The 19,208-nt window shown below is 57.5% G+C and carries 24 protein-coding genes, 2 tRNA genes and 1 riboswitch; of the genes, 14 read left to right on the plus strand and 12 right to left on the minus strand.

Annotated features, from left to right (window positions below; genetic code table 11):
- Window positions 1–112 precede the first annotated feature (112 nt).
- Window positions 113–188 (plus strand) — tRNA-Thr (locus I9188_RS12705).
- A 218-nt stretch (window positions 189–406) separates the two neighbouring features.
- Here I9188_RS12705 and I9188_RS12710 read toward each other — a convergent pair.
- Window positions 407–482, minus strand: a tRNA-Lys gene (locus I9188_RS12710).
- Window positions 483–702: 220 nt separating this feature from the next.
- Here I9188_RS12710 and dapF point away from each other — a divergent pair.
- A complete protein-coding gene (gene dapF / locus I9188_RS12715; protein ID WP_209506963.1) occupies window positions 703–1,536 on the plus strand; it encodes a diaminopimelate epimerase in 834 nt (277 codons plus the stop codon).
- Window positions 1,533–2,789, plus strand: coding sequence for a tRNA (N(6)-L-threonylcarbamoyladenosine(37)-C(2))-methylthiotransferase MtaB (mtaB, locus tag I9188_RS12720; RefSeq protein ID WP_209506964.1), 1,257 nt, complete (start codon window positions 1,533–1,535; stop codon window positions 2,787–2,789). The genes dapF and mtaB overlap by 4 nt, the downstream gene beginning before the upstream one ends.
- Here the strand turns inward: mtaB and I9188_RS12725 are convergent.
- The 6 genes from I9188_RS12725 to petA all read right to left on the minus strand — a co-directional run bounded on the left by I9188_RS12725 (window position 2,771) and on the right by petA (window position 7,084).
- Window positions 2,771–3,316, minus strand: a complete 546-nt coding sequence (locus tag I9188_RS12725; protein ID WP_209506965.1) for a LuxR C-terminal-related transcriptional regulator — start codon at window positions 3,314–3,316, stop codon at window positions 2,771–2,773. The genes mtaB and I9188_RS12725 overlap by 19 nt on opposite strands.
- Window positions 3,313–3,888: a cytochrome b/b6 domain-containing protein gene (locus tag I9188_RS12730; protein ID WP_209506966.1), complete on the minus strand. Its 576-nt coding sequence runs from the start codon at window positions 3,886–3,888 to the stop codon at window positions 3,313–3,315. The genes I9188_RS12725 and I9188_RS12730 overlap by 4 nt, the downstream gene beginning before the upstream one ends.
- A gap of 5 nt (window positions 3,889–3,893) precedes the next feature.
- Entirely contained in the window at window positions 3,894–4,145 is a 252-nt protein-coding gene (locus tag I9188_RS12735; RefSeq protein ID WP_209506967.1) for a PepSY domain-containing protein, read from the minus strand.
- Between the two features lie 198 nt (window positions 4,146–4,343).
- Window positions 4,344–5,135 (minus strand): cytochrome c1, encoded by a 792-nt coding sequence (locus I9188_RS12740; protein ID WP_209506968.1) that lies wholly within the window; start codon window positions 5,133–5,135, stop codon window positions 4,344–4,346.
- 17 nt (window positions 5,136–5,152) lie between these two features.
- Window positions 5,153–6,484 (minus strand): cytochrome b, encoded by a 1,332-nt coding sequence (petB, locus tag I9188_RS12745; protein ID WP_209506969.1) that lies wholly within the window; start codon window positions 6,482–6,484, stop codon window positions 5,153–5,155.
- A 15-nt stretch (window positions 6,485–6,499) separates the two neighbouring features.
- On the minus strand, window positions 6,500–7,084 hold the full coding sequence (petA, locus tag I9188_RS12750; protein ID WP_209506970.1) for a ubiquinol-cytochrome c reductase iron-sulfur subunit: 585 nt from the start codon (window positions 7,082–7,084) through the stop codon (window positions 6,500–6,502).
- Between the two features lie 461 nt (window positions 7,085–7,545).
- On the opposite strand from petA, the gene I9188_RS12755 reads away from it, so the two are divergent.
- A complete protein-coding gene (locus I9188_RS12755) occupies window positions 7,546–7,992 on the plus strand; it encodes a cytochrome C (protein WP_209506971.1) in 447 nt (148 codons plus the stop codon).
- Window positions 7,993–8,011: 19 nt separating this feature from the next.
- Here the strand turns inward: I9188_RS12755 and I9188_RS12760 are convergent, their stop codons facing one another.
- Entirely contained in the window at window positions 8,012–8,623 is a 612-nt protein-coding gene (locus I9188_RS12760) for an FMN-binding negative transcriptional regulator (RefSeq protein WP_209506972.1), read from the minus strand.
- A 54-nt stretch (window positions 8,624–8,677) separates the two neighbouring features.
- Window positions 8,678–8,825: riboswitch (FMN riboswitch) on the plus strand.
- Window positions 8,826–8,955: 130 nt separating this feature from the next.
- On the opposite strand from I9188_RS12760, the gene I9188_RS12765 reads away from it, so the two are divergent.
- The 5 genes from I9188_RS12765 (at window position 8,956) to cobO (ending at window position 12,906) form a co-directional block, all read left to right on the plus strand.
- On the plus strand, window positions 8,956–9,396 hold the full coding sequence (locus tag I9188_RS12765) for a 6,7-dimethyl-8-ribityllumazine synthase (RefSeq protein ID WP_209506973.1): 441 nt from the start codon (window positions 8,956–8,958) through the stop codon (window positions 9,394–9,396).
- Between the two features lie 127 nt (window positions 9,397–9,523).
- Entirely contained in the window at window positions 9,524–10,624 is a 1,101-nt protein-coding gene (gene aroC, locus I9188_RS12770) for a chorismate synthase (protein ID WP_209506974.1), read from the plus strand.
- A complete protein-coding gene (locus tag I9188_RS12775; protein WP_209506975.1) occupies window positions 10,608–11,270 on the plus strand; it encodes an HD domain-containing protein in 663 nt (220 codons plus the stop codon). Before aroC ends, I9188_RS12775 begins: the two co-directional genes overlap by 17 nt.
- A 44-nt stretch (window positions 11,271–11,314) precedes the next feature.
- Window positions 11,315–12,250: a DMT family transporter gene (locus I9188_RS12780; protein WP_209506976.1), complete on the plus strand. Its 936-nt coding sequence runs from the start codon at window positions 11,315–11,317 to the stop codon at window positions 12,248–12,250.
- 56 nt (window positions 12,251–12,306) lie between these two features.
- The gene (gene cobO / locus I9188_RS12785) at window positions 12,307–12,906 is read left to right on the plus strand and encodes a cob(I)yrinic acid a,c-diamide adenosyltransferase (protein WP_209506977.1); all 600 of its coding nucleotides are present in this window, start codon (window positions 12,307–12,309) and stop codon (window positions 12,904–12,906) included.
- Between the two features lie 34 nt (window positions 12,907–12,940).
- On the opposite strand, the gene I9188_RS12790 is transcribed toward cobO, so the two are convergent.
- The 4 genes from I9188_RS12790 to I9188_RS12805 form a co-directional block, all read right to left on the minus strand.
- Window positions 12,941–13,147, minus strand: a complete 207-nt coding sequence (locus tag I9188_RS12790; protein WP_209506978.1) for a hypothetical protein — start codon at window positions 13,145–13,147, stop codon at window positions 12,941–12,943.
- Window positions 13,148–13,319: 172 nt separating this feature from the next.
- Entirely contained in the window at window positions 13,320–13,685 is a 366-nt protein-coding gene (locus I9188_RS12795; RefSeq protein WP_209506979.1) for a hypothetical protein, read from the minus strand.
- 111 nt (window positions 13,686–13,796) lie between these two features.
- A complete protein-coding gene (locus I9188_RS12800) occupies window positions 13,797–14,747 on the minus strand; it encodes an AraC family transcriptional regulator (RefSeq protein ID WP_209506980.1) in 951 nt (316 codons plus the stop codon).
- A gap of 109 nt (window positions 14,748–14,856) precedes the next feature.
- A complete protein-coding gene (locus tag I9188_RS12805; protein ID WP_209506981.1) occupies window positions 14,857–15,723 on the minus strand; it encodes a branched-chain amino acid aminotransferase in 867 nt (288 codons plus the stop codon).
- Window positions 15,724–15,882: 159 nt separating this feature from the next.
- On the opposite strand from I9188_RS12805, the gene I9188_RS12810 reads away from it, so the two are divergent.
- From I9188_RS12810 to I9188_RS12830, 5 genes are all read left to right on the plus strand, one after another.
- Entirely contained in the window at window positions 15,883–16,395 is a 513-nt protein-coding gene (locus I9188_RS12810; RefSeq protein ID WP_209506982.1) for a MarR family transcriptional regulator, read from the plus strand.
- On the plus strand, window positions 16,392–17,093 hold the full coding sequence (locus I9188_RS12815; RefSeq protein ID WP_209506983.1) for a response regulator: 702 nt from the start codon (window positions 16,392–16,394) through the stop codon (window positions 17,091–17,093). Before I9188_RS12810 ends, I9188_RS12815 begins: the two co-directional genes overlap by 4 nt.
- A gap of 68 nt (window positions 17,094–17,161) precedes the next feature.
- Window positions 17,162–18,088, plus strand: coding sequence for a histone deacetylase family protein (locus I9188_RS12820; protein WP_209506984.1), 927 nt, complete (start codon window positions 17,162–17,164; stop codon window positions 18,086–18,088).
- Window positions 18,085–18,327: an exodeoxyribonuclease VII small subunit gene (locus I9188_RS12825; RefSeq protein WP_120634800.1), complete on the plus strand. Its 243-nt coding sequence runs from the start codon at window positions 18,085–18,087 to the stop codon at window positions 18,325–18,327. Before I9188_RS12820 ends, I9188_RS12825 begins: the two co-directional genes overlap by 4 nt.
- Complete coding sequence (locus I9188_RS12830; RefSeq protein ID WP_209506985.1) at window positions 18,328–19,194, plus strand: polyprenyl synthetase family protein; 867 nt, start codon at window positions 18,328–18,330, stop codon at window positions 19,192–19,194.
- Window positions 19,195–19,208: the final 14 nt, after the last annotated feature.

Consider the following 19,208-nt stretch of genomic DNA (forward strand, 5'->3'; position numbering starts at 1 on the left):
GGTGAAAAGAGCGGAAAGGCCCGAGGAGAAATAACTGGTCTTGCAGGCTTCAGGCTGACAGTTTAAATGAGCCATCTCATCCGGCAGAGACCAGTTCCGGATGACTCAAGGCGCCGCTGTAGCTCAGCTGGTAGAGCACGTCATTCGTAATGATGGGGTCGGGGGTTCGAGTCCCTTCAGCGGCACCAGTTCTTCCATTATCTTGAATTCGCTCAACTCGCTTTCTTGGGTAGGTTTCAAGTTTTATGATCTCATCTCAAGGCCGACCTTCTAAGCCCAAATCATCTATTTTAGCTTATGTCGATGCACGTGTATGATATTGATGGCGTCTATTGATCCTAAGAAGCTTCGCGTCGAAAAGCGCTCCGCTTGAATCCATTAATGCCTTTGAATGCAAGGAAAAAAGTGGTGAGCCGTGCAGGATTCGAACCTGCGACCCACTGATTAAAAGTCAGTTGCTCTACCAACTGAGCTAACGGCCCACTCTTTTGTTGGATCTTATTGATCCGTGGCGCTCTTTACGGCAATTTCCCAACCGGATTCAAGCCCTTAATTTGCGCCTCGTTTCGCTGAAACAACCTGTGTTTCCGGCGACCCGATAGGCGGCCTACTTAGGCAGGTGGCGCAGGGGGGTCAACCCCTTTTTTCACGATTCGACGCGACAGGGTGGATTCATGTTCCGACCGACGCTATATCGCCGCCATGCAACAGAAACTCGATACCGGATTGCCCTTTGTTAAGATGCATGGGCTGGGAAATGACTTCGTCGTCGTTGACGCGCGCATGCAGGATGTTTCGATTACCCCGGCTCTGGCTCGAGGAATCGGGCATCGGCATTTTGGTGTGGGATTCGATCAGCTGGCCGTAATCGAAAACGGTGCGGCGGACGCGCATCTGGTGTTTTACAATTCGGATGGATCAACTTCGGCGGCGTGTGGCAACGCCACAAGATGCATCGCACGAATGTTGATGGATGAGACGGGCAAAACCCAGCTGACGTTGACAACCGAACGTGGAACACTTTTTGCGCAGGACGCAGGTGATGGGCTGACCTCGGTCAATATGGGTCTTCCTCAGTTGGAATGGCACGAAATTCCGCTGGCTGAAGAGATGGACACGCTGGAACTGCCCATCGAGGGCGCCCCGACAGCGACGGGTATGGGCAATCCGCACTGCACGTTCTTTGTTGAAAACGCCGAGGCGATACCGTTGGCCGAGTTCGGCGCGCGCTATGAACACCATCCTTTGTATCCCGAGCGCACCAATGTGCAGGTGGCTCAGGTTGTGGGTCCGGATCACATCCGCATGCGGGTGTGGGAACGGGGCGTGGGCATCACCCTGGCATCAGGGTCGTCATCCTGTGCAACTGCGGTGGCTGCGGCGCGGCGTGGGCTGACGGGGCGAAAGGTGCAGATTGATCTCGATGGCGGAACTCTTTGGGTTGACTGGCGCGAGGATGGTGTCTGGATGACCGGGTCAACCTGTCACGTCTTCTCGGGAACGCTGTCGCCCGAGTTCCTGAGGACGCTGGGATGAACCCGCCCAAATTCACTACGTTGGGTTGCCGCCTGAACGCCTATGAAACCGAGGCGATGAAAGAGCTGTCGCAACAAGCCGGACTGACGGATGCCGTGGTGATAAACACCTGTGCCGTCACGGCTGAGGCTGTGCGCAAGGCGCGACAGGAGATCCGGAAACTTCGTCGTGAAAATCCGAACGCCCGGCTGATTGTCACCGGGTGTGCTGCCCAGACAGAACCCGACACCTTTGCGCAGATGGCCGAGGTCGATGCGGTGATCGGCAACACGGAAAAGATGCGGCCAGAAACCTGGAAAGGCATGGCCGCCGACTTTATCGGTGAGACCGAGACCGTTCAGGTCGATGACATCATGTCTGTCACCGAAACGGCCGGGCACCTGATCGACGGGTTTGGCACACGCTCACGCGCTTATGTGCAGGTTCAGAACGGCTGCGATCACCGCTGTACCTTTTGCATCATTCCCTATGGCCGGGGCAATTCCCGCAGCGTGCCTGCCGGTGTTGTGGTGGATCAGATCAAGCGGCTGGTGGATCGGGGCTATCATGAGGTGGTGCTGACCGGCGTTGACCTAACCTCATGGGGGGCCGATCTGCCTGCGCAGCCCAAACTGGGCGATCTGGTGATGCGCATCCTGAAGCTAGTGCCGGATTTGGCTCGCCTGAGGATCAGTTCGATCGACTCGATCGAAGTGGACGAAAACCTGATGCAGGCCATCGCAACCGAACCACGCCTGATGCCGCATCTGCACCTGTCGCTTCAGCATGGTGACAATCTGATCCTGAAGCGCATGAAGCGTCGCCACCTGCGCGACGATGCCATCCGGTTTACCGAAGAGGCCCGGAAACTGCGCCCCGACATGACCTTTGGTGCCGACATCATCGCAGGTTTCCCGACCGAGACCGCAGCGCATTTCGAGAACTCGCTGAAACTGGTTACCGATTGCGATCTGACCTGGCTGCATGTCTTCCCATATTCGAAACGCGAAGGCACCCCAGCAGCCCGTATCCCGCAGCAGGTGAACGGCAATGTAATCAAGGATCGCGCAGCCCGTCTGCGTGCGGCTGGGGACGTTCAGGTCAGGAAACACCTGTCAGAACAGATCGGCAAAACTCACCGGATCCTGATGGAGAACCCGCATATGGGGCGGACGGAACAATTCACCGAAGTTACGTTCAATGCACCTCAGCCCGAAGGGCAGATCGTAACCGCCCGAGCCATTGGGGCGAATGATCACAGTTTGGTTGTCTGAAGTTCCTCAGCCTCACCTTCTGCGGCAAGCAATTCTTCCATGAATACGCTTATCAGCTGCGCACGCCCGTCAACCGCGGCTTTGGCATAGATCGAGGCGGTCTGCGCGCGCACGGTCCCAACGGCCCGCCCCCGGATGCGCGCGATACTCTCGTTATCCAGCCCCTTCAGAACCAAGAGCCCCACGTCACGCTCGGCAGCGGTAAGCCCCCAACGGTCAAAGAACGTGTTGATGACCACGCTCATTTCACCCTGCGCGGCCTGAAGGCCAAGCTTGGTCTGTTCCACCCTTGCCAGCAGGCGTCGAAGTTCAATCATGAAAAAGACAATTCCGGCAAGCAGAACAAATGCGACAAAAGCCTCAAGACTTACGTGAGAAGGTCCTTCGCCTTCCTTTAAATCCAGGGCGACGTCGCCAAGGTAAAACACCACGCAAAGTACCTGAACAACGATCATTATCGACATAAGTACAGCCCGGCGAGCGTCTGTATCGCCGGGCCGCCGATGGCTGCTGATCCATTTGATCATTTTATTGACCAGTCCTCAGGTATATTCTTACGCCCTGTTATCATAGCCTTTGCCAAAGCGACACCAGTTCGCCACTGATCGATGAAAACCCCGGCAACATGCAGCAGAACAGATAGCATCAGCCAGTTGAAGGCCAGCTCGTGCAGGCCTTCGACCCATTCGACGCCAAAGAATCGAACCGTCCCCATCATGATTCCTGTCACACATAAAGCCAGCAGTGTCGCCCATAGGTTATAGACCATTAGGGCCCCCAAAGGGTTGTGTGAAAGGTGCACGCTGCGATCACCCCGCCCCATGTCCCGCAGGTGATTGAGGGCCGAACGGGAGCTGAGAGGAAAGGCGGTGAACCTGGCAAAAGCCGGGCCCGTTAACCCCCAAAGCAACCGCAACAAGACCAAAGCCAATACGACATAGCCTACATATTCGTGAAACGCGCCCTCGGGATTAGAAATCGCCGCGTTGATCAGAACGCACAAGGCTACAACCCAGTGAACCAACCGGACCAAAGGATCCCAAACCTGAACTTCGTGGGCGCCTGTGCGCCCACGATGGGAGAATTGTGTTTCAGACATTCCGGTTACTGGTCCTCAATCTTGACGACTTTGCCGCTAGCGGGGTCGACGTAAACCTCGGCCAGTTGACCATCCTTGACGACATAGGCTTCGATCTTGCCGTCTTCCGTCTCGATTTTGCGGACATCGAATCCCATGCCCGTCAGCGTTTGCCGAATTTCGGCTTCGGACTTTCCAAGCTCGGCATCGGGTGCAAGGTCCAGCGCCAATACCGGTGAAGCAATTAGTATTGAGGCAAAAAGAATAGGTAGTTTCATTGTCGTGACTCCGTGTTTCAGACAAACGGCAATTGATCGGCCGTTGTGGCTGATGTGCGCTGGTGAAGCTGTCCGATCCATTGACCGGGGGCTTATTTCGGCAAAATAAGCGCGCGCTGATGGAGGCATGGCAAAAGAAAACCCCCGCAACCTGACGGTGCGGGGGCTGATTTAGTAAAATCCGGATAGACGGATCGATCAATCTTCCTTGCGGAGTTTGCCCTTGTGCGGCGCCCAGAGACGCTTGTTGACCAGGTACAGCAGCACCGACAGAACGGTCAGGAAGATCACACCAACAAAGCCCGCGTTCTTTCGGTCTGTCAGCTTTGGCTCGGCCGCCCACATCAGGAATGCGGCAACATCCTCGGCCATATGCTCGACCGTGTTCGAGTGCCCGTCCGCAAACTCGACCTGCTCGTCAGCCAGCGGAGGCGCCATCGAAATCCAGCCGCCGGGGAAGGCAGTGTTTTCGTAGAGCACCGTACCTGCTTCTTCTTTTTCATGACCGGTGTAGCCGTGCAGCAAGGACGCGATGTATTCCGCACCGCCCATGCCTTTGACAAGCTGGTTGATGCCCAGGCCATATGGCCCGTGGAAACCGGCACGCGCCTTCGCCATCAGGCTCAGGTCCGGTGCACCGACGCCGGTATTGGCCGGGAAGTGGTCGGTCGGAATCGCTGGGCGGAAATCGTCCAGCTCGGGGTCGAAAACTTCGAAGTTGCCAGCAGCGTATGCGATGACTTCTTCTTCCGAGTAACCCAGTGCTTCCAAGTCACGAAGTGGCACATATTGCAGACCGTGGCAAGCTGCGCAGACCTCGGTATAGATCTGCAAGCCACGTTGCAGCTGGTGCTGATCCCAGGTGCCGAACGGGCCTTCGAACGAGAAGGCGAAATCTTCGATATGCTGCTCACCACCACCTGCTGCAATGGAAGCAGCAGGGGTCAAAGCCAGAGCAAACGCGGCGCCGATTGCAAGTTTCTTGAACATGTTTCCGGTCCCTCTTCTTACTCGGCCGGCGTGGCGTCGGCGTCAGCCTTGCCATAATGCGCGTTGAAGTCTTCTTCGATGGTCTCGGGCTGGGCCAGAGGTTTCTCGATCACGCCGAGGATCGGCAGGATCACGAAGAAATAGGCGAACCAGTAAGCCGATGCGATCAGCGAGAAGGTCGCATAGGGTTCTTCCGCAGGCATCGCACCCAGCCACATCAAGGCAAAGAAGTCGATGATCAGAAGGTAGAACCACCATTTCAACATCGGACGGTACTTGCCCGAACGCACGCTCGACGTGTCTAGCCAAGGCGCCAGCGCCATGGCCAGGATCGCGCCAAACATCGCCAGAACACCAAAGAACTTGGCGTCAACGATGCCACCGGTGATGAAGCTGGCGAACTGAACGACCCAGACTTCGCCGGTAAAGGCACGCAGGATCGCGTAGAACGGTAGGAAGTACCATTCAGGCACAATGTGAGCAGGCGTAACCAGCGGGTTGGCTTCGATATAGTTGTCCGGGTGACCCAGATAGTTCGGCATGAAACCGACAACAGCCCAGAACACGACCAGGATCACGGCCAGCGCGAACAGGTCCTTGATCACGAAATACGGCCAGAACGGCAGCGTGTCTTTCTTCGCCTCGTCCTTCGAGCCGCGACGTACTTCAACTCCTGTGGGGTTGTTGTTGCCCGTGGTGTGGAAGGCCCAGATGTGCACCACGACCAAAGCCGCGATGATGAACGGCAGCAGATAGTGCAGCGAGAAGAAGCGGTTCAGCGTGGCGTTGTCCACCGCGGGTCCGCCCAGCAGCCAGGTCTGGATCGCGTCACCCACAAACGGAATGGCACCGAACAGACCGGTGATCACAGTCGCACCCCAGAAGGACATCTGACCCCATGGCAGAACATAGCCCATGAAGGCGGTGCCCATCATCATCAGGTAGATCAGCATACCGACGATCCACGTGATCTCGCGCGGGGCTTTGTATGAGCCATAGAACAAGCCGCGGAAGATGTGGATGTAGACCGCAACAAAGAACAGCGATGCGCCGTTCATGTGCAGGTAGCGAATAAAGTAACCGCCATTTACGTTACGCATGATGTGTTCAATGCTGGCAAATGCCAGATCAACATGCGGCGTATAGTGCATCACCAGGATGATACCGGTGACAATTTGCAGCGCCAGGCAGAACGCCAGAACGATGCCCCAGATCCACCACCAGTTCAGGTTCTTGGGGGTCGGGATCATGAGGGTGTCATACAACAGGCCAACAATCGGCAGGCGGCTGTTCAGCCATTTCTCGCCGTTTGTCTTCGGCTCGTAATGATCGTGGGGAATTCCGGACATAAGTTTGGGTCTCCCTTAGCCGAGTTTGATTGTGCCGTTGTCCACCCACTCTGCGGGCGGAATGGGCAGGTTCTCAGGCGCGGGGCCTTTGCGGATACGACCGGCAAGGTCATAATGCGAACCGTGGCAGGGGCAAAACCAGCCACCAAAGTCGCCTGCATCACCCAGAGGCACACAGCCGAGGTGGGTGCAAACACCCATCTGGACGACCCATGCACCCGGTGCTTCGCCTTCCGGCGATGGCATCACGCGGTTTGCGTCGGTCGCAGGGGCATCGGCGCTCAGGTTAAAGTTGCGGGCCAGCGGATCGGGCAGCGCATCAACACCTTCAGCGTCCTGTTCCTGGGCTTCCTGAATTTCGGCACCGGTGCGGTGACGGACAAAGACGGGTTTGCCCAGCCATTTGACAGTCAGCTGCGTACCCGGCTCAACACCGCTCACATCCACACGGATCGAGGACAGCGCCTGAACGTCTGCCGATGGGTTCATTTGGTTGATCAGGGGCCATACGGCTGCACCCGTTGCAACGACACCTGCACCGCCAGCGACGTAGTACAGGAAATCTCTGCGGGTGCCTTCGTGGTCTTCTGCGTGGGACACGAGGTTATCTCCGATTGTCTGGCGCCCGCGGACGGGCAAATAGCTCGCGCACCGCACGAATGCGGTGTCTTAACCGCGCTTACTATCGGGGAGAATAGTGTTCGTCCAGCGTTCATAAACGCGCAATACGCCGCATGTGTCGTTTCCAGCAGCTGCGGGCGGTGTTTTTTGGTGAATCTCGCGTGCGACTTTGTGGGCAACTTTGTTTCCTGCGCCATTGATTCGCGTACCCACCCCGCCATACGCCACCCGGATCAGGTATTTGAAGCCTGTCTTGGGAGCCGCTGATTTGCGCCCAAAAGGTACATAATCAGCGCCGCTAAGCAGGGATTGTTTTCAACAAAAACATACTCGCTAAATAGATGATTTAAATCAAAAATTGCACGCGCCTCACCTGTTGCACTTTCCGCGCGAATAAAGGAAAGCGCAAAAGGCGTGCGAACTCCCGCAAGGAGACCCCAATGTCAAAGATCGTTCTGGCCACTGCCTTGTGCACAATGGCCCTTCCCACTCAGACCCTTGCCGCGGGTGATCCCACAAAAGGTGAGGCGATATATAACCGTTGTTCTTCGTGTCATGCGATCATCAAGGATGGTGAAGTTCTGGTCAAAGGTGGAATCACCGGCCCGAATCTGTATGGCATCGTCGGTCGCGTGGCCGGGTCCGAAAACGAATATCGCTATGGAAGCGAGCGCCTGCCGATCGGCATGTTCACGGATGACATGATCCGTGCCGGCGAAGAAGGTCTGGTCTGGACCGAGGAAAACATCGTTGCCTATGCGCAGGATCCGATCGGCTTCATCCAGGATTTTCTGGATGACGAAACTGCTCGCCCGAACATGAGCGTCAAACTCAAGAACGGTGCAGACGATATTGCCGCTTATCTGGCGACCTTCAGCCCCCAGTAAACCCGGTGCCTGGTGCTGGCTATGCCTTGTGCATCAAGGCGGCCAGCCGGGCGATTTCACTGCCAAAGCCAGCAGAAACCTGATCAGCGGCGGCATTTCGCGCGCCCTCGGGTTTGTTCTGACCAAGCTTCCAGGTGCCCTGAATATCTTCAATGTGCATGCGGCACGGTACGATCATGCGCATCATCTTCTTCAGCGCGTCCGAGGACATCTTGCCCGTGCCCCATGGGGTCTTGGGCAGCAGCCGCTTTTCGTAGAACGCAGATTGGCGGTCAAGCACGTCACGTAACTCGTCCTGCGGGCGTAGCTCAAGCTTTCCGATCAGGTGCACGGCGACATAATTCCATGTCGGAACCTGATCTTCGACACCGTACCAATCGGGCGAAACATAAGCATCCGGCCCCTGCACCGCGATCTTTGCGTGTTGAGGGCCGCGTAGCGCTCGTACAATAGGGTTCGAACGCACAAGATGCAGGTCAGCCAGTGAGCCGTCTTCGGACAGTAGAAACGGGACGTGGCTTAATAACGGCGCTTCTTCCGCAGAGAGTGCCAGAACGCCAAACGCCCGGTCGCGGGCGAATTCAACATGCCGGGCTCGATCCTCGGCGCGGAAAGCGGGGTTAGGGTGCATGAATGTCCTCCTGTCAAATCTCTTGCAGCGTCGGACAGTTCTTGGCAAGGTCCGCCTCGTTCTCAGGGCGGGGTGGAATTCCCCACCGGCGGTATGCGGGCCACGACCCGTAAGCCCGCGAGCGGCCCCGGTTTACGGGGTGTCAGCAGATCTGGTGAGACGCCAGAGCCGACGGTCAAAGTCCGGATGAAAGAGAACGTGCAAGCCGCGCCGGTGAACCGGCGCGCCTGCTCGTGATCGCCTTGGGTGACGTGTCATGCCGGGCTGGCAGCGAAAAGTGGGAACCGGTTCTCGCGACTGCCAGCAGGCCACCAAACTGAAAGGAGATCATGATGACACACACCCGCTATGCTTTTGTCAAAGCCAACTGGCATTCCGATATTGTTGACCGCGCGCTCGACGGCTTCCTCGAACTCGTCCCCTCGGAACAAGTCGATGTCTACGACGTTCCCGGCGCGTTCGAGATGCCCCTGATGGCCCGTGATCTGGCCCGGACCGGGCGCTATGCCGCCGTCGCCTGCGCTGCCTTTGTCGTTGATGGCGGCATCTACAGGCACGACTTCGTTGCGCAGGCTGTGGTCGATGGCCTGATGCGCGCCGGGCTTGATACAGGGGTTCCTGTCCTGTCGGTCTCGCTGACCCCGCACCAATATCAGGAAACCGATCATCACAATGCGATCTACCGCACCCATTTTGTACATAAAGGGCGCGAAGCTGCTCAGGCTGCGCTGATGATTTCAGAAACCCGTGCGAAAGTCGCGCAGGCCGCCTGATCTTCATCTTTTCGAAAATACTCAAAAATGCGCCGCCCGACGGGCGGCGTTCAAACCGTCAACGGCCAAATCCGCTTGAGGCCGAGGGCCTTGCCCGCTAATCACGATCCGCAAAGGAGCACGCCCCATGTCGATGAACAGCTTTGGCCATCTTTTCCGTGTCACCACCTGGGGTGAAAGCCATGGGCCCGCCTTGGGCGCCACTGTCGACGGCTGCCCACCGGGTGTCACCATCGACGAGGCCATGATCCAGCACTGGCTGGACAAGCGCAAACCGGGGCAGAACAAGTTCACCACCCAGCGGCGCGAACCGGATCAGGTCAAGATCCTTTCTGGCGTGTTCGAAGGCCAAACTACAGGCACACCCGTGCAACTTATGATCGAAAACACCGATCAGCGCTCGAAAGACTATGGCGATATCATGGACAAGTTCCGCCCGGGGCACGCCGATATCACCTATTGGCAGAAATACGGGATCCGGGATTATCGCGGCGGCGGGCGCAGCTCGGCCCGGGAAACGGCAGCGCGTGTGGCTGCGGGTGGATTGGCGCGCGAGGCGATCAAACAGATCGCCCCCAAAGTCCAGATCACCGGCTATATGACCCAGATCGGCCCGCATAAGATCGAGCGCGACAATTTCGACTGGTCCCAGATCGAACAGAACCCGTTCTGGACACCGGATGCGCAAGCCGCCGAGAAGTGGGCCACCTATCTGGACGACCTGCGCAAGTCCGGCAACTCGGTCGGCGCAATTGTCGAAGTTGTGGCGCGCGGCGTGCCCGCAGGGCTTGGCGCGCCAGTTTATGCCAAGTTAGACACTGATCTTGCCTCTGCGATGATGTCGATCAATGCGGTCAAAGGCGTCGAAATCGGCGAAGGCATGGCCGCGGCTGAACTGACGGGCGAGGCCAACGCCGACGAAATATTCATGGGACAGAACGGCCCTCAATACAGTTCGAACCATGCGGGCGGGATTCTGGGCGGCATCTCGACCGGACAGGACATTGTCGTGCGCTTTGCGGTCAAGCCAACCTCTTCGATCCTGACCACCCGCAAGACCATTACAAAATCCGGTGAAGAGACCGAGATCATCACAAAGGGCCGTCATGACCCCTGTGTTGGCATCCGCGCTGTTCCCGTCGGTGAGGCGATGATGGTCTGTGTCATCCTGGACCACCTGCTGTTGCACCGTGGTCAGATCGGAGAAAACCGTGGACGGATCGGCTGATCTGCGCGCGCGTTTGCGTGCTGTTGTCGCGCAACGCATGGAAACTGATCCGGCCCATGACCTGGCCCATCTGGATCGTGTTTGGACCAATGCTCAGGCCATTGCAGACGCTCAGGCGGACATGCCCGTCCTGTTGGCAGCCTGTTATCTTCATGATCTGGTCAACCTACCCAAGAATGACCCGAACCGACTGTTTGCCTCACGCCAGTCAGCGGCTGAATCAGGGCCTATTCTGGCAAACCTGAGCTTTTCCGACGATCAGGTTCAGGCCGCGCAACATGCGATCGCGGCCCATAGCTTTTCGGCCAACATCCCGCCTGAAACGCTTGAGGCCCGGATCCTACGGGATGCGGATCGCCTTGATGCCTTGGGTGCCATCGGGATTGCGCGCACATTTTCTGTATCGGGTGCTTTGGGTCGTGTCCTTTATGATCCGGCTGACCCATTCGCAGAGGCGCGCCCGCTGGACGATCTGCGGTATTCGATTGATCACTGGAAGGTCAAACTGCTGACCCTGCCGGACGATATGCTGACGGATGCCGGCAAGCAGATTGCGCAGGCGAGGGCGGGCCGAATGTTTCAGTTCCTTGAGGATTTTGCAGCGGAAATCGGCGCATCGATCCCGAACTCGTGGACCATCACCTGATCCACCCGTTGATCTTTTTTCTGCAAAGGCGCAGGGTCGCGCCGATGACAAAACCCTTAACATCGCATCGACCTTTGCTGGCTGTGGCGCTGAAGCTTGGCGCGCTGTTCCTTTTCACGTCGATGTCGGCGCTGGTCAAAGCCTTATCTGACGAATTCCCGCCGGGCCAACTGGTGTTCTTCCGGTCCCTGTTTGCTATTCCGGTCATCATTCTGTGGCTGATCGCGCGCCGAGAGCTGGCGCAAGGCTTTGTCGTCAAGAAACCCATGGGTCATTTCTGGCGCGGTGTTCTGGGCACCAGCGCCATGGGGCTGACATTCACCGGCCTTAGCCTGCTGCCGCTGCCCGAAGTCACTGCAATCGGTTACGCCACACCGATTTTCACCCTGATTTTGGCCGCAGTGATGCTGGGCGAGCGCATTCGTATGATTCGCATCGGTGCCGTGGCACTTGGGTTGCTGGGCGTGATGATCATGATCTGGCCCCGACTTGGCACCACTCAGATGGAAACGGCTGCGACCATCGGGGCGCTGTGTGTACTGGGTGCGACCTTTGCCCGGGCTTTCGTGCAGATCCACATCCGACAACTGGTCAAGGTCGATCACCCTGCTGCAATCGTGTTCTATTTCTCGCTGACAGCGACGCTGCTATCAGCCCTGACGGCCATCTGGGGATGGACAATGCCAACTCTGTCTCAGGCTCTAATACTGATCACCATGGGGTTAATTGGCGGAGTAGCGCAGATTTTGGTCACGTCCTCGTATCGCTTTGGACAGGCATCGATGCTGGCACCTTATGACTATGCAACAATGCTCTTTGCGATTGTGATCGGTTATTTCGTGTTTGATGAATTGCCTACCGTTGCGATCCTGATCGGGGCCGCATTGGTGATCGCAGGCAATGTTGTTGTGATCTGGCGCGAACACCAGCTTGGGCTGGAGCGTGGCAAGGCGCGTTCTGTCACGGACCCCAAAGCGTGACTTTACCTTTTGCATTCTTTCCCTAGGTTGGGCCGGACAATCAAAGAGGTTCCCCAATGAGCGACGCGCAGGATCACAAGGAAAAGATGCAAAAGGTGCAGGCCCAGCACCGCAAGAAGGTGTCCGAGGCTGTTGATCCCGATCGCGGCCTTGTTCTGATCAATACCGGCAAAGGCAAAGGTAAGTCATCGGCGGCCTTTGGTGTGGTCATCCGCGCGCTTGGTTGGGGTCAGAAGGTCGCCGTAGTGCAGTTCATCAAGGGCAAGTGGAAAACCGGCGAGCGCCGTTTCTTCGAAGAACGCGATCTGGTCACCTGGCATACGATGGGTGAGGGGTTTACCTGGGATACACAAGACCGCGAACGCGACATTGCAGCCGCCAATGCCGCCTTCGACAAGGCTTGCGCCCTTATGGCAAGTGGCGAATACGATCTGGTGGTTCTGGACGAGATCAACATCGCGCTTCGCTATGAATATCTCTCGGTCGAGCAGGTGATAGACGGGCTGAACGCGCGTTCGGACAAGACGAGTGTGTTCCTGACGGGCCGCGACGCGCCGCAGGCGTTGCGTGATTATGCAGATCTGGTCACCGAAATGACCGAAGAAAAGCATCCGTTTCAGGCGGGAATCAAAGCCCAGCGCGGGGTGGATTTCTGAACCTTGCAACAGCGCAGCCCGTGTTGCCGCGCTGTTATCCTCTGCCGCTAAGCGCAGTTTCAAAGATATATCGCAACGACTTGCGTTGATGGGCGGTGCCTTGTGCCCGGGCTTCTTCAGCGGTTGCGGTGTCCCGGTTCTGGCGGTCGGCATAGGCGCAATAGTCGCCTTCGCAACAACTGCAACCGCACGCAACCAGCGCATCATGCCGGGCTATGATCTCGTCAAACGTGTCTGTCATCTGTGACCTCACCCCGCGCTGGGATAAATCTGATGAATTCAGTCGGCTTTTTCAAGTAAATTCACCCGACCGGTCGATGCGCTTCTCTGCTCTGAGCCGCCGATTTCCAAAATAGGCAGCTCAGCTTTTTCGGTTGTATTTGGACAAAGTTGCCAGTGCTGAGGCACAGTGCTCAGGCAGCGACTTCCTGCTCGGGCGCGCTGAGCGAGATGACGAGAACCACAGCTGCACCGTTCAGCCAGTAGAACGCCGCATCCAATCCTGAAAACCCCAGTACACTGGGTGCAAACAGAAAGGTGATGCCGACAATCAGGTCCACGGCCAGGTGAAGCTTGTAGGGTAGAACGCGCCAAATTCCCAAATGATGGTCGGTCAGAACCGTCAGGACAAAGGCGGCGACGCCGGTGACTACCGAAAGCCACAGCGCCAGCGGGTTGGATTGACCCAATCCCAGCAGGAATGGCAGTGTCATCAGGGCAATGGCAACCGGGTAGTCCAGATACGCGTGGACAGAGCGGGTAACGAAACGCAGGGACATAAGATTTTCCTCTTTTCAATCAGTGATGAAAGAAAGATAGAAAGCCTGACCCGAACGCAGAATTCTTGATCGTTTCAAAGATCTTGCAGATCGTACAGAATTCTCGGCGTTTTAGTGCATAGACCTGTATGCGGCTGGCGACAAGCCGACCTGCTTCTTGAAAACCCGGGAAAACGCGGCCTCAGAGGCATATCCAACTTCGGCTGCTGCATCTGCCACGTTCCATCGTGCCTCTGTAAGGCCATGGCATGCAATCTGCATGCGCCAGTCGGTGAGGTATTGCATCGGCGTCGTGCCCATCTTCTGGGCAAACAACTGAGAAAAGGCTGTGCGCGACATGCCGGATTCGCGTGCCAGTGTCGCAACACTCCAGTCTTGCGCGGGCGCTTGGTGGAATGCCGTCAATGCGCGTGAGATGCGTGTATCCGCAAAGCCTGCAAGGGCGGTGTCCTGGGGGCTTTGCCGTTCCAGATAGGTTCGGATCGCCTGCGCAAACAGAACTTCGGACAGCTTCAGCGCGATCAGATCGCCGCCAATACGGGCCCCGGACACTTCGGAACCGATCATACGCAGGGTTGATTCCATCCACGATCCGGCTTCTTCGCCATAATTCTCGATCAGGATGTAGGGCGGCAGGCGGTCGATCAGCATATGCCCGGTGCCTTTTCGCCCTGCTGGGCCGGTGAAAGAAAAATGGCCGCAGATCAGTTGCGTGTCCCGGTCCTCGTCTGCACCGCCATAGACAAGAACGCCATCGCCCTTGTAGCCGGCAATCTCAAGAACCTGTTCCAGAGGAAGCGCATCCAGTGGCCTGACCTCGGCACACAACAACGCATGTGGTGCCCCGTGAGGGATCAGGATCAGGTCCCCCTGCCGCAGCCGCAACATTTCCCCGGTGGATGAGACATGGACCTTGAGCTCACCCCGTTGAACAAAATGAAACCGCGCGACGTTTTCGAACTCCGGCACCTGAATACCAAAAGGCGGTGTGAACGAGGTGCGGAAGTAGAACGTGCCACGCAGGGACAGGCGGGTGAGAATATCGCTGAGTAGGTCCAACATGTGTTGAAGATACGGGAACTGGCCCGATCGTCCAGATCACGGAACGCTTTGCACTATTATTTGCACGATCTGCAACAAAAACCCCGCCGAAGCGGGGTTTTGCAAGTTATTACGAGCGGACCAGCTTTTCGTAATCTTCTGCGATTCCGCGGGTCAGGTCGCCGACTTCGAAAGTGTAATCGCCGATTTGCCCGACCGGAGTGACCTCGGCCGCGGTTCCGGTCAGCCAGCACTGTTCGAAATCAGCCATTTCTTCGGGCTTGATGCGCCGCTCATGCACAGTGATGCCTTTATCCTTCAGCATCTGAATGACGGTCTGACGGGTGATGCCGTTCAGGAAGCAATCCGCCAGCGGGGTGTGAACCTCTCCATCCTTGACGAAGAACACGTTGGCACCTGTTGCTTCGGCCACATAACCACGCCAGTCCATGAACAGCGCGTCCGAGCATCCCTTGGCTTCGGCCTTGTGCTTGGAAATGGTGCAGATCATGTAAAGGCCCGCTGCCTTGGCGTGAACCGGGATGGTTTCCGGGCTGGGGCGCTTCCATTCGGCGATGTCCAGTTTTGCGCCCTGCATCTTGGCGTCGCCATAATAGGCGCCCCAGGGCCAGACCGCGATGGCCATCCGTACCGGGTTGCGGGCCGACGCCACACCCATGTCTTCGCCAGACCCACGCCAGACCAATGCGCGGACATAGGCATCCTGAAGGCCACTGGCTTTCAGGGTCTCTTCCTTGGCCGCTTCAATCTGATCGACAGTGTAAGGCATCGGCATGTCCAGCGCCTCGGCGCTGGCGATAAGACGTTCGGAATGTTCGCGGCTTTTGAAGATCTTGCCGTTGTAAGCGCGTTCCCCCTCGAACACGGATGAGGCATAGTGCATCGCGTGGGTCAGAATATGCACATTGGCATCGCGCCAGGGCACCAGCTTGCCATCCATCCAGATGACACCGTCACGATCATCATACCCCGCCATGCGAAACCTCCTGAACCGGGTTAAATTTCCGATTGTTGCGCTACTTAGGTCCGAAGCGGACACAATGTTGCGCAAAAACTGCGATTCGATACCGCTCTGCCCTTGGAATGTCAATAACGCTGACATAAAGTCAAACCCGAGTAACGAATGAGGCATGATATGTCCGACATCCGCCCAGCCCCGCGATATGGGGGTGAGAGCCTGTTGTTTTTGACGGATGAGCAGTTGCGGCAGGGGATCGAGGCCATGTTCTTCGCCTATCGCGGCTTTACCGCGGATCCTGATCGTATCCTGTCCGAGATGGCCTATGGCCGCGCCCATCACCGTGCGATCCATTTTATTAACCGTGCGCCAGGAACTACGGTGAACAACTTGCTGGCGATCCTCGGGGTGACAAAACAGTCTCTGAACAGGGTTCTTCGGACATTAATCGAGGATGGTCTGGTGGAAAGCCGGGTCGGAACCGTGGACAAACGCGAACGGCACCTATTTCTGACGGAAAAGGGCGAGACGTTGGAGGCCACGTTGTCAGATGCGCAACGAACAAGAATGCGCGCGGCCTTCAAGGATGCCGGTCCCGAGGCCGTGGCCGGGTTTCGCAAAGTGCTTGAAGCAATGATGGATGCTGATATGCGTCATGCCTATACGAAATTGCGGGATACGAGTTCATGAGCGAAATGGATGCCCATCTGCTGATTGTTGACGATGACGAACGCATTCGCGATCTGCTCAAGAAATTCCTGATGCGAAACGGGTTTCTGGTGACAGCGGCACGGGATGCGGCTCATGCGCGGCGGGTTCTGTCGGGATTGGATTTCGACATGATCGTCATGGATGTGATGATGCCGGGCGAAGATGGCGTCAGTCTGACCAGATCACTGCGTGACACCCATACGACACCGATCCTGTTGCTGACCGCCAAGGGCGAGACCGAGCATCGGATTGCGGGGCTTGAAGCCGGGGCGGATGATTATCTCGCCAAACCTTTCGAGCCGAAAGAGCTGTTGCTGCGGATCAATGCGATCCTGCGTCGAATGCCGGAAACCCCGGCCGAAGAAACAGCGGCGAAGATCCTGCATCTCGGCCCCATCCGGTATGACATTGAACGTGGTGAGATGTGGCAGGGCGAAATGCCGGTCCGCCTGACCGCGACCGAAAGCCAGTTGATGAAAATATTCTCGGCCCAACCCGGCGAGCCGATCAGCCGTGCAAAACTGGTCGAAGATCTGGGCCGGGACAAAGGTCAGGCACAGGAACGTGCCGTGGACGTGCAGATAACCCGCCTGCGCCGGAAGATCGAACAGGACCCGAAACAGCCCCGGTATCTGCAGACAGTCCGGGGCGCGGGCTATATGCTGGCGCCCGATTGAATGAGCCGCTGCGCGGCGATCTTTGCCTTCGGCGAGGATATTTTTAGCCAGATGAAGATGGGATCCCGATGAAAACCGCCCTTTTGACACATGCAGATTGCCTTGGACATGTCACACCACAGGGTCATCCGGAACAGGTGGCGCGGCTGGAGCATATCCTGCACGCGCTGGAAGGGCTGGATCTTAAGCGCGTGACCGCTCCGCTGGCGGCAGACGATGATTTGCTGCGTGTTCATCCCGAAAACCATATCCGCGACATCAGATCGTCGCGCCCTTCTGACGGGTTTGCGCAAATTGACGGGGACACCTTCATGTCACCGGGTTCACTTGATGCGGCCTATCGCGCGGCGGGTGCGGCGGTGCAGGCCGTTGATCTGGTTTTGGGCGGTGAAGCGTCGAACGCCTTTTGTGCCATTCGCCCACCGGGGCACCATGCCGAGGCCGAGAAAGCCATGGGGTTCTGCCTGTTTGGCAACGCGGCGCTTGCTGCGAAACACGCACTGGATTACCACGGGCTAAAGCGGGTCGCAGTGGTCGATTTCGACGTTCATCATGGCAACGGCACGCAGGACCTGCTGTGGGATGAAGATCGGGCCCTTGTGATCACAAGCCAGCAGATGCCTTTATGGCCCGGATCCGGCCGCCCGGACGAGACAGGCGCTTACGATAACGTTCTGAACATCCCGCTGGCCCCGGGTACCGGCGGGGCTGAGATGCGTTCCGCCTATGAAACGCAGGCCTTTCCGCGCCTGCGGGCGTTCCGGCCGGAACTGGTCATCATATCAGCCGGGTTCGATGCGCATCAGGACGATCCGCTGGCCAACCTGAACTGGTCGACCGGCGATTTCGCCTGGATCACGGCAGAGCTGTGCGGGATTGCCGATGAGGTGTGTCAGGGCCGTATCCTCTCGACTCTGGAAGGCGGGTATGATCTGAACGCACTGGCCGAGGCGACACGCGCCCATGTGGAAGAACTGATGAAGGCAGCACGATGACCGATACCCCAGTTGAGCAGATGACATTCGAGCAGGCCATGAAAGAGCTTGAGGCCGTGGTTGGCCAGCTTGAGCGTGGCGACGTGGCGCTGGATCAGTCGATTGCGTTGTATGAACGCGGGGCCGCTTTGAAAAAGCGTTGCGAAGACGAATTGAAGCGGGCCGAGGAAAAAGTGGCCGCGATCACTCTGGACGCGAATGGTCAACCGACCGGGACAACACCTGTCGAAGGTCAGTAAATGTTTCAGGAAAGACTGGCGCAGGACGCGGAGCGCCTTCAGGTTCATTTTGACCTGATTTTGGGTGCGCTGGACGATCTGGATGTGACGCGGGCAATGGCCTATGCCACCCGTGGCGGTAAACGGCTGCGCGGGTTTCTGGTTCTGGAAAGTGCGCGCCTGAACCAAATCAACGAGTCCCGCGCGATCTGGCCCGCGACCGCAATCGAGGCCCTGCACGCCTATTCGCTGGTTCACGACGATTTGCCCTGCATGGATGACGACGATCTGCGGCGCGGACGCCCCACGGTTCATGTGAAATGGGATGAAGGCACGGCTGTACTTGCCGGAGACGCGCTGCAGACGCTGGCCTTTGAGCTGTGCTCCCGGCCCGAGGTTGGAGATGCAGAAGTTCGCGCGGATTTGGCGCTGACACTGGCCAGGGCAAGCGGTGCGCAAGGTATGGTTTTGGGGCAGGCGCTTGATATCGCGGCAGAAACCGCTTCTGAGCCTTTAACGCTGAATGCGATAACACGGCTTCAGGACGGCAAAACGGGCGCTTTGATCGAATGGTCCGCCTGTGCGGGTGCGCGTCTGGCAAAAGCGGATCCAGAGCCCTTGCGCCAATATGCCCGGGCCCTTGGTCTTGCTTTTCAGATTGCAGACGACATCCTTGATGTTGAAGGTGATGCGACAAAGGCAGGCAAACGTCTTCAGAAAGATGCGGATGCGGGAAAGGCCACTTTCGTATCTCTTCTGGGTTTGGATGCTGCCAGAACCCGCGCCAGTGAACTTGTTGATCAGGCCTGTTCCGCACTGGACGGGTATGGCCCGACGGCAGAAACCTTGAAGGAAGCCGCTCGCTTCGTTATTGCCCGGGACAGCTAAGCCAGGAACGCGCC

The sequence above is a fragment of the Ruegeria sp. HKCCSA071 genome (assembly GCF_017872555.1).
Classification (GTDB): domain Bacteria; phylum Pseudomonadota; class Alphaproteobacteria; order Rhodobacterales; family Rhodobacteraceae; genus Ruegeria.

Coding starts and splice junctions, on each gene's coding strand:
- I9188_RS12765 (WP_209506973.1), top strand. CDS start 8,956: ATGACACACACCCGCTATGCTTTTGTCAAAGCCAACTGGCATTCCGAT.
- I9188_RS12760 (WP_209506972.1), bottom strand. CDS start 8,623: ATGCACCCTAACCCCGCTTTCCGCGCCGAGGATCGAGCCCGGCATGTT.
- I9188_RS12730 (WP_209506966.1), bottom strand. CDS start 3,888: ATGTCTGAAACACAATTCTCCCATCGTGGGCGCACAGGCGCCCACGAA.
- aroC (WP_209506974.1), top strand. CDS start 9,524: ATGTCGATGAACAGCTTTGGCCATCTTTTCCGTGTCACCACCTGGGGT.
- dapF (WP_209506963.1), top strand. CDS start 703: ATGCAACAGAAACTCGATACCGGATTGCCCTTTGTTAAGATGCATGGG.
- I9188_RS12805 (WP_209506981.1), bottom strand. CDS start 15,723: ATGGCGGGGTATGATGATCGTGACGGTGTCATCTGGATGGATGGCAAG.
- I9188_RS12815 (WP_209506983.1), top strand. CDS start 16,392: ATGAGCGAAATGGATGCCCATCTGCTGATTGTTGACGATGACGAACGC.
- I9188_RS12820 (WP_209506984.1), top strand. CDS start 17,162: ATGAAAACCGCCCTTTTGACACATGCAGATTGCCTTGGACATGTCACA.
- I9188_RS12830 (WP_209506985.1), top strand. CDS start 18,328: ATGTTTCAGGAAAGACTGGCGCAGGACGCGGAGCGCCTTCAGGTTCAT.
- I9188_RS12800 (WP_209506980.1), bottom strand. CDS start 14,747: ATGTTGGACCTACTCAGCGATATTCTCACCCGCCTGTCCCTGCGTGGC.
- I9188_RS12795 (WP_209506979.1), bottom strand. CDS start 13,685: ATGTCCCTGCGTTTCGTTACCCGCTCTGTCCACGCGTATCTGGACTAC.
- I9188_RS12755 (WP_209506971.1), top strand. CDS start 7,546: ATGTCAAAGATCGTTCTGGCCACTGCCTTGTGCACAATGGCCCTTCCC.
- cobO (WP_209506977.1), top strand. CDS start 12,307: ATGAGCGACGCGCAGGATCACAAGGAAAAGATGCAAAAGGTGCAGGCC.
- petB (WP_209506969.1), bottom strand. CDS start 6,484: ATGTCCGGAATTCCCCACGATCATTACGAGCCGAAGACAAACGGCGAG.
- I9188_RS12790 (WP_209506978.1), bottom strand. CDS start 13,147: ATGACAGACACGTTTGACGAGATCATAGCCCGGCATGATGCGCTGGTT.
- mtaB (WP_209506964.1), top strand. CDS start 1,533: ATGAACCCGCCCAAATTCACTACGTTGGGTTGCCGCCTGAACGCCTAT.
- I9188_RS12780 (WP_209506976.1), top strand. CDS start 11,315: ATGACAAAACCCTTAACATCGCATCGACCTTTGCTGGCTGTGGCGCTG.
- I9188_RS12825 (WP_120634800.1), top strand. CDS start 18,085: ATGACCGATACCCCAGTTGAGCAGATGACATTCGAGCAGGCCATGAAA.
- I9188_RS12810 (WP_209506982.1), top strand. CDS start 15,883: ATGTCCGACATCCGCCCAGCCCCGCGATATGGGGGTGAGAGCCTGTTG.
- I9188_RS12735 (WP_209506967.1), bottom strand. CDS start 4,145: ATGAAACTACCTATTCTTTTTGCCTCAATACTAATTGCTTCACCGGTA.
- I9188_RS12725 (WP_209506965.1), bottom strand. CDS start 3,316: ATGATCAAATGGATCAGCAGCCATCGGCGGCCCGGCGATACAGACGCT.
- I9188_RS12740 (WP_209506968.1), bottom strand. CDS start 5,135: ATGTTCAAGAAACTTGCAATCGGCGCCGCGTTTGCTCTGGCTTTGACC.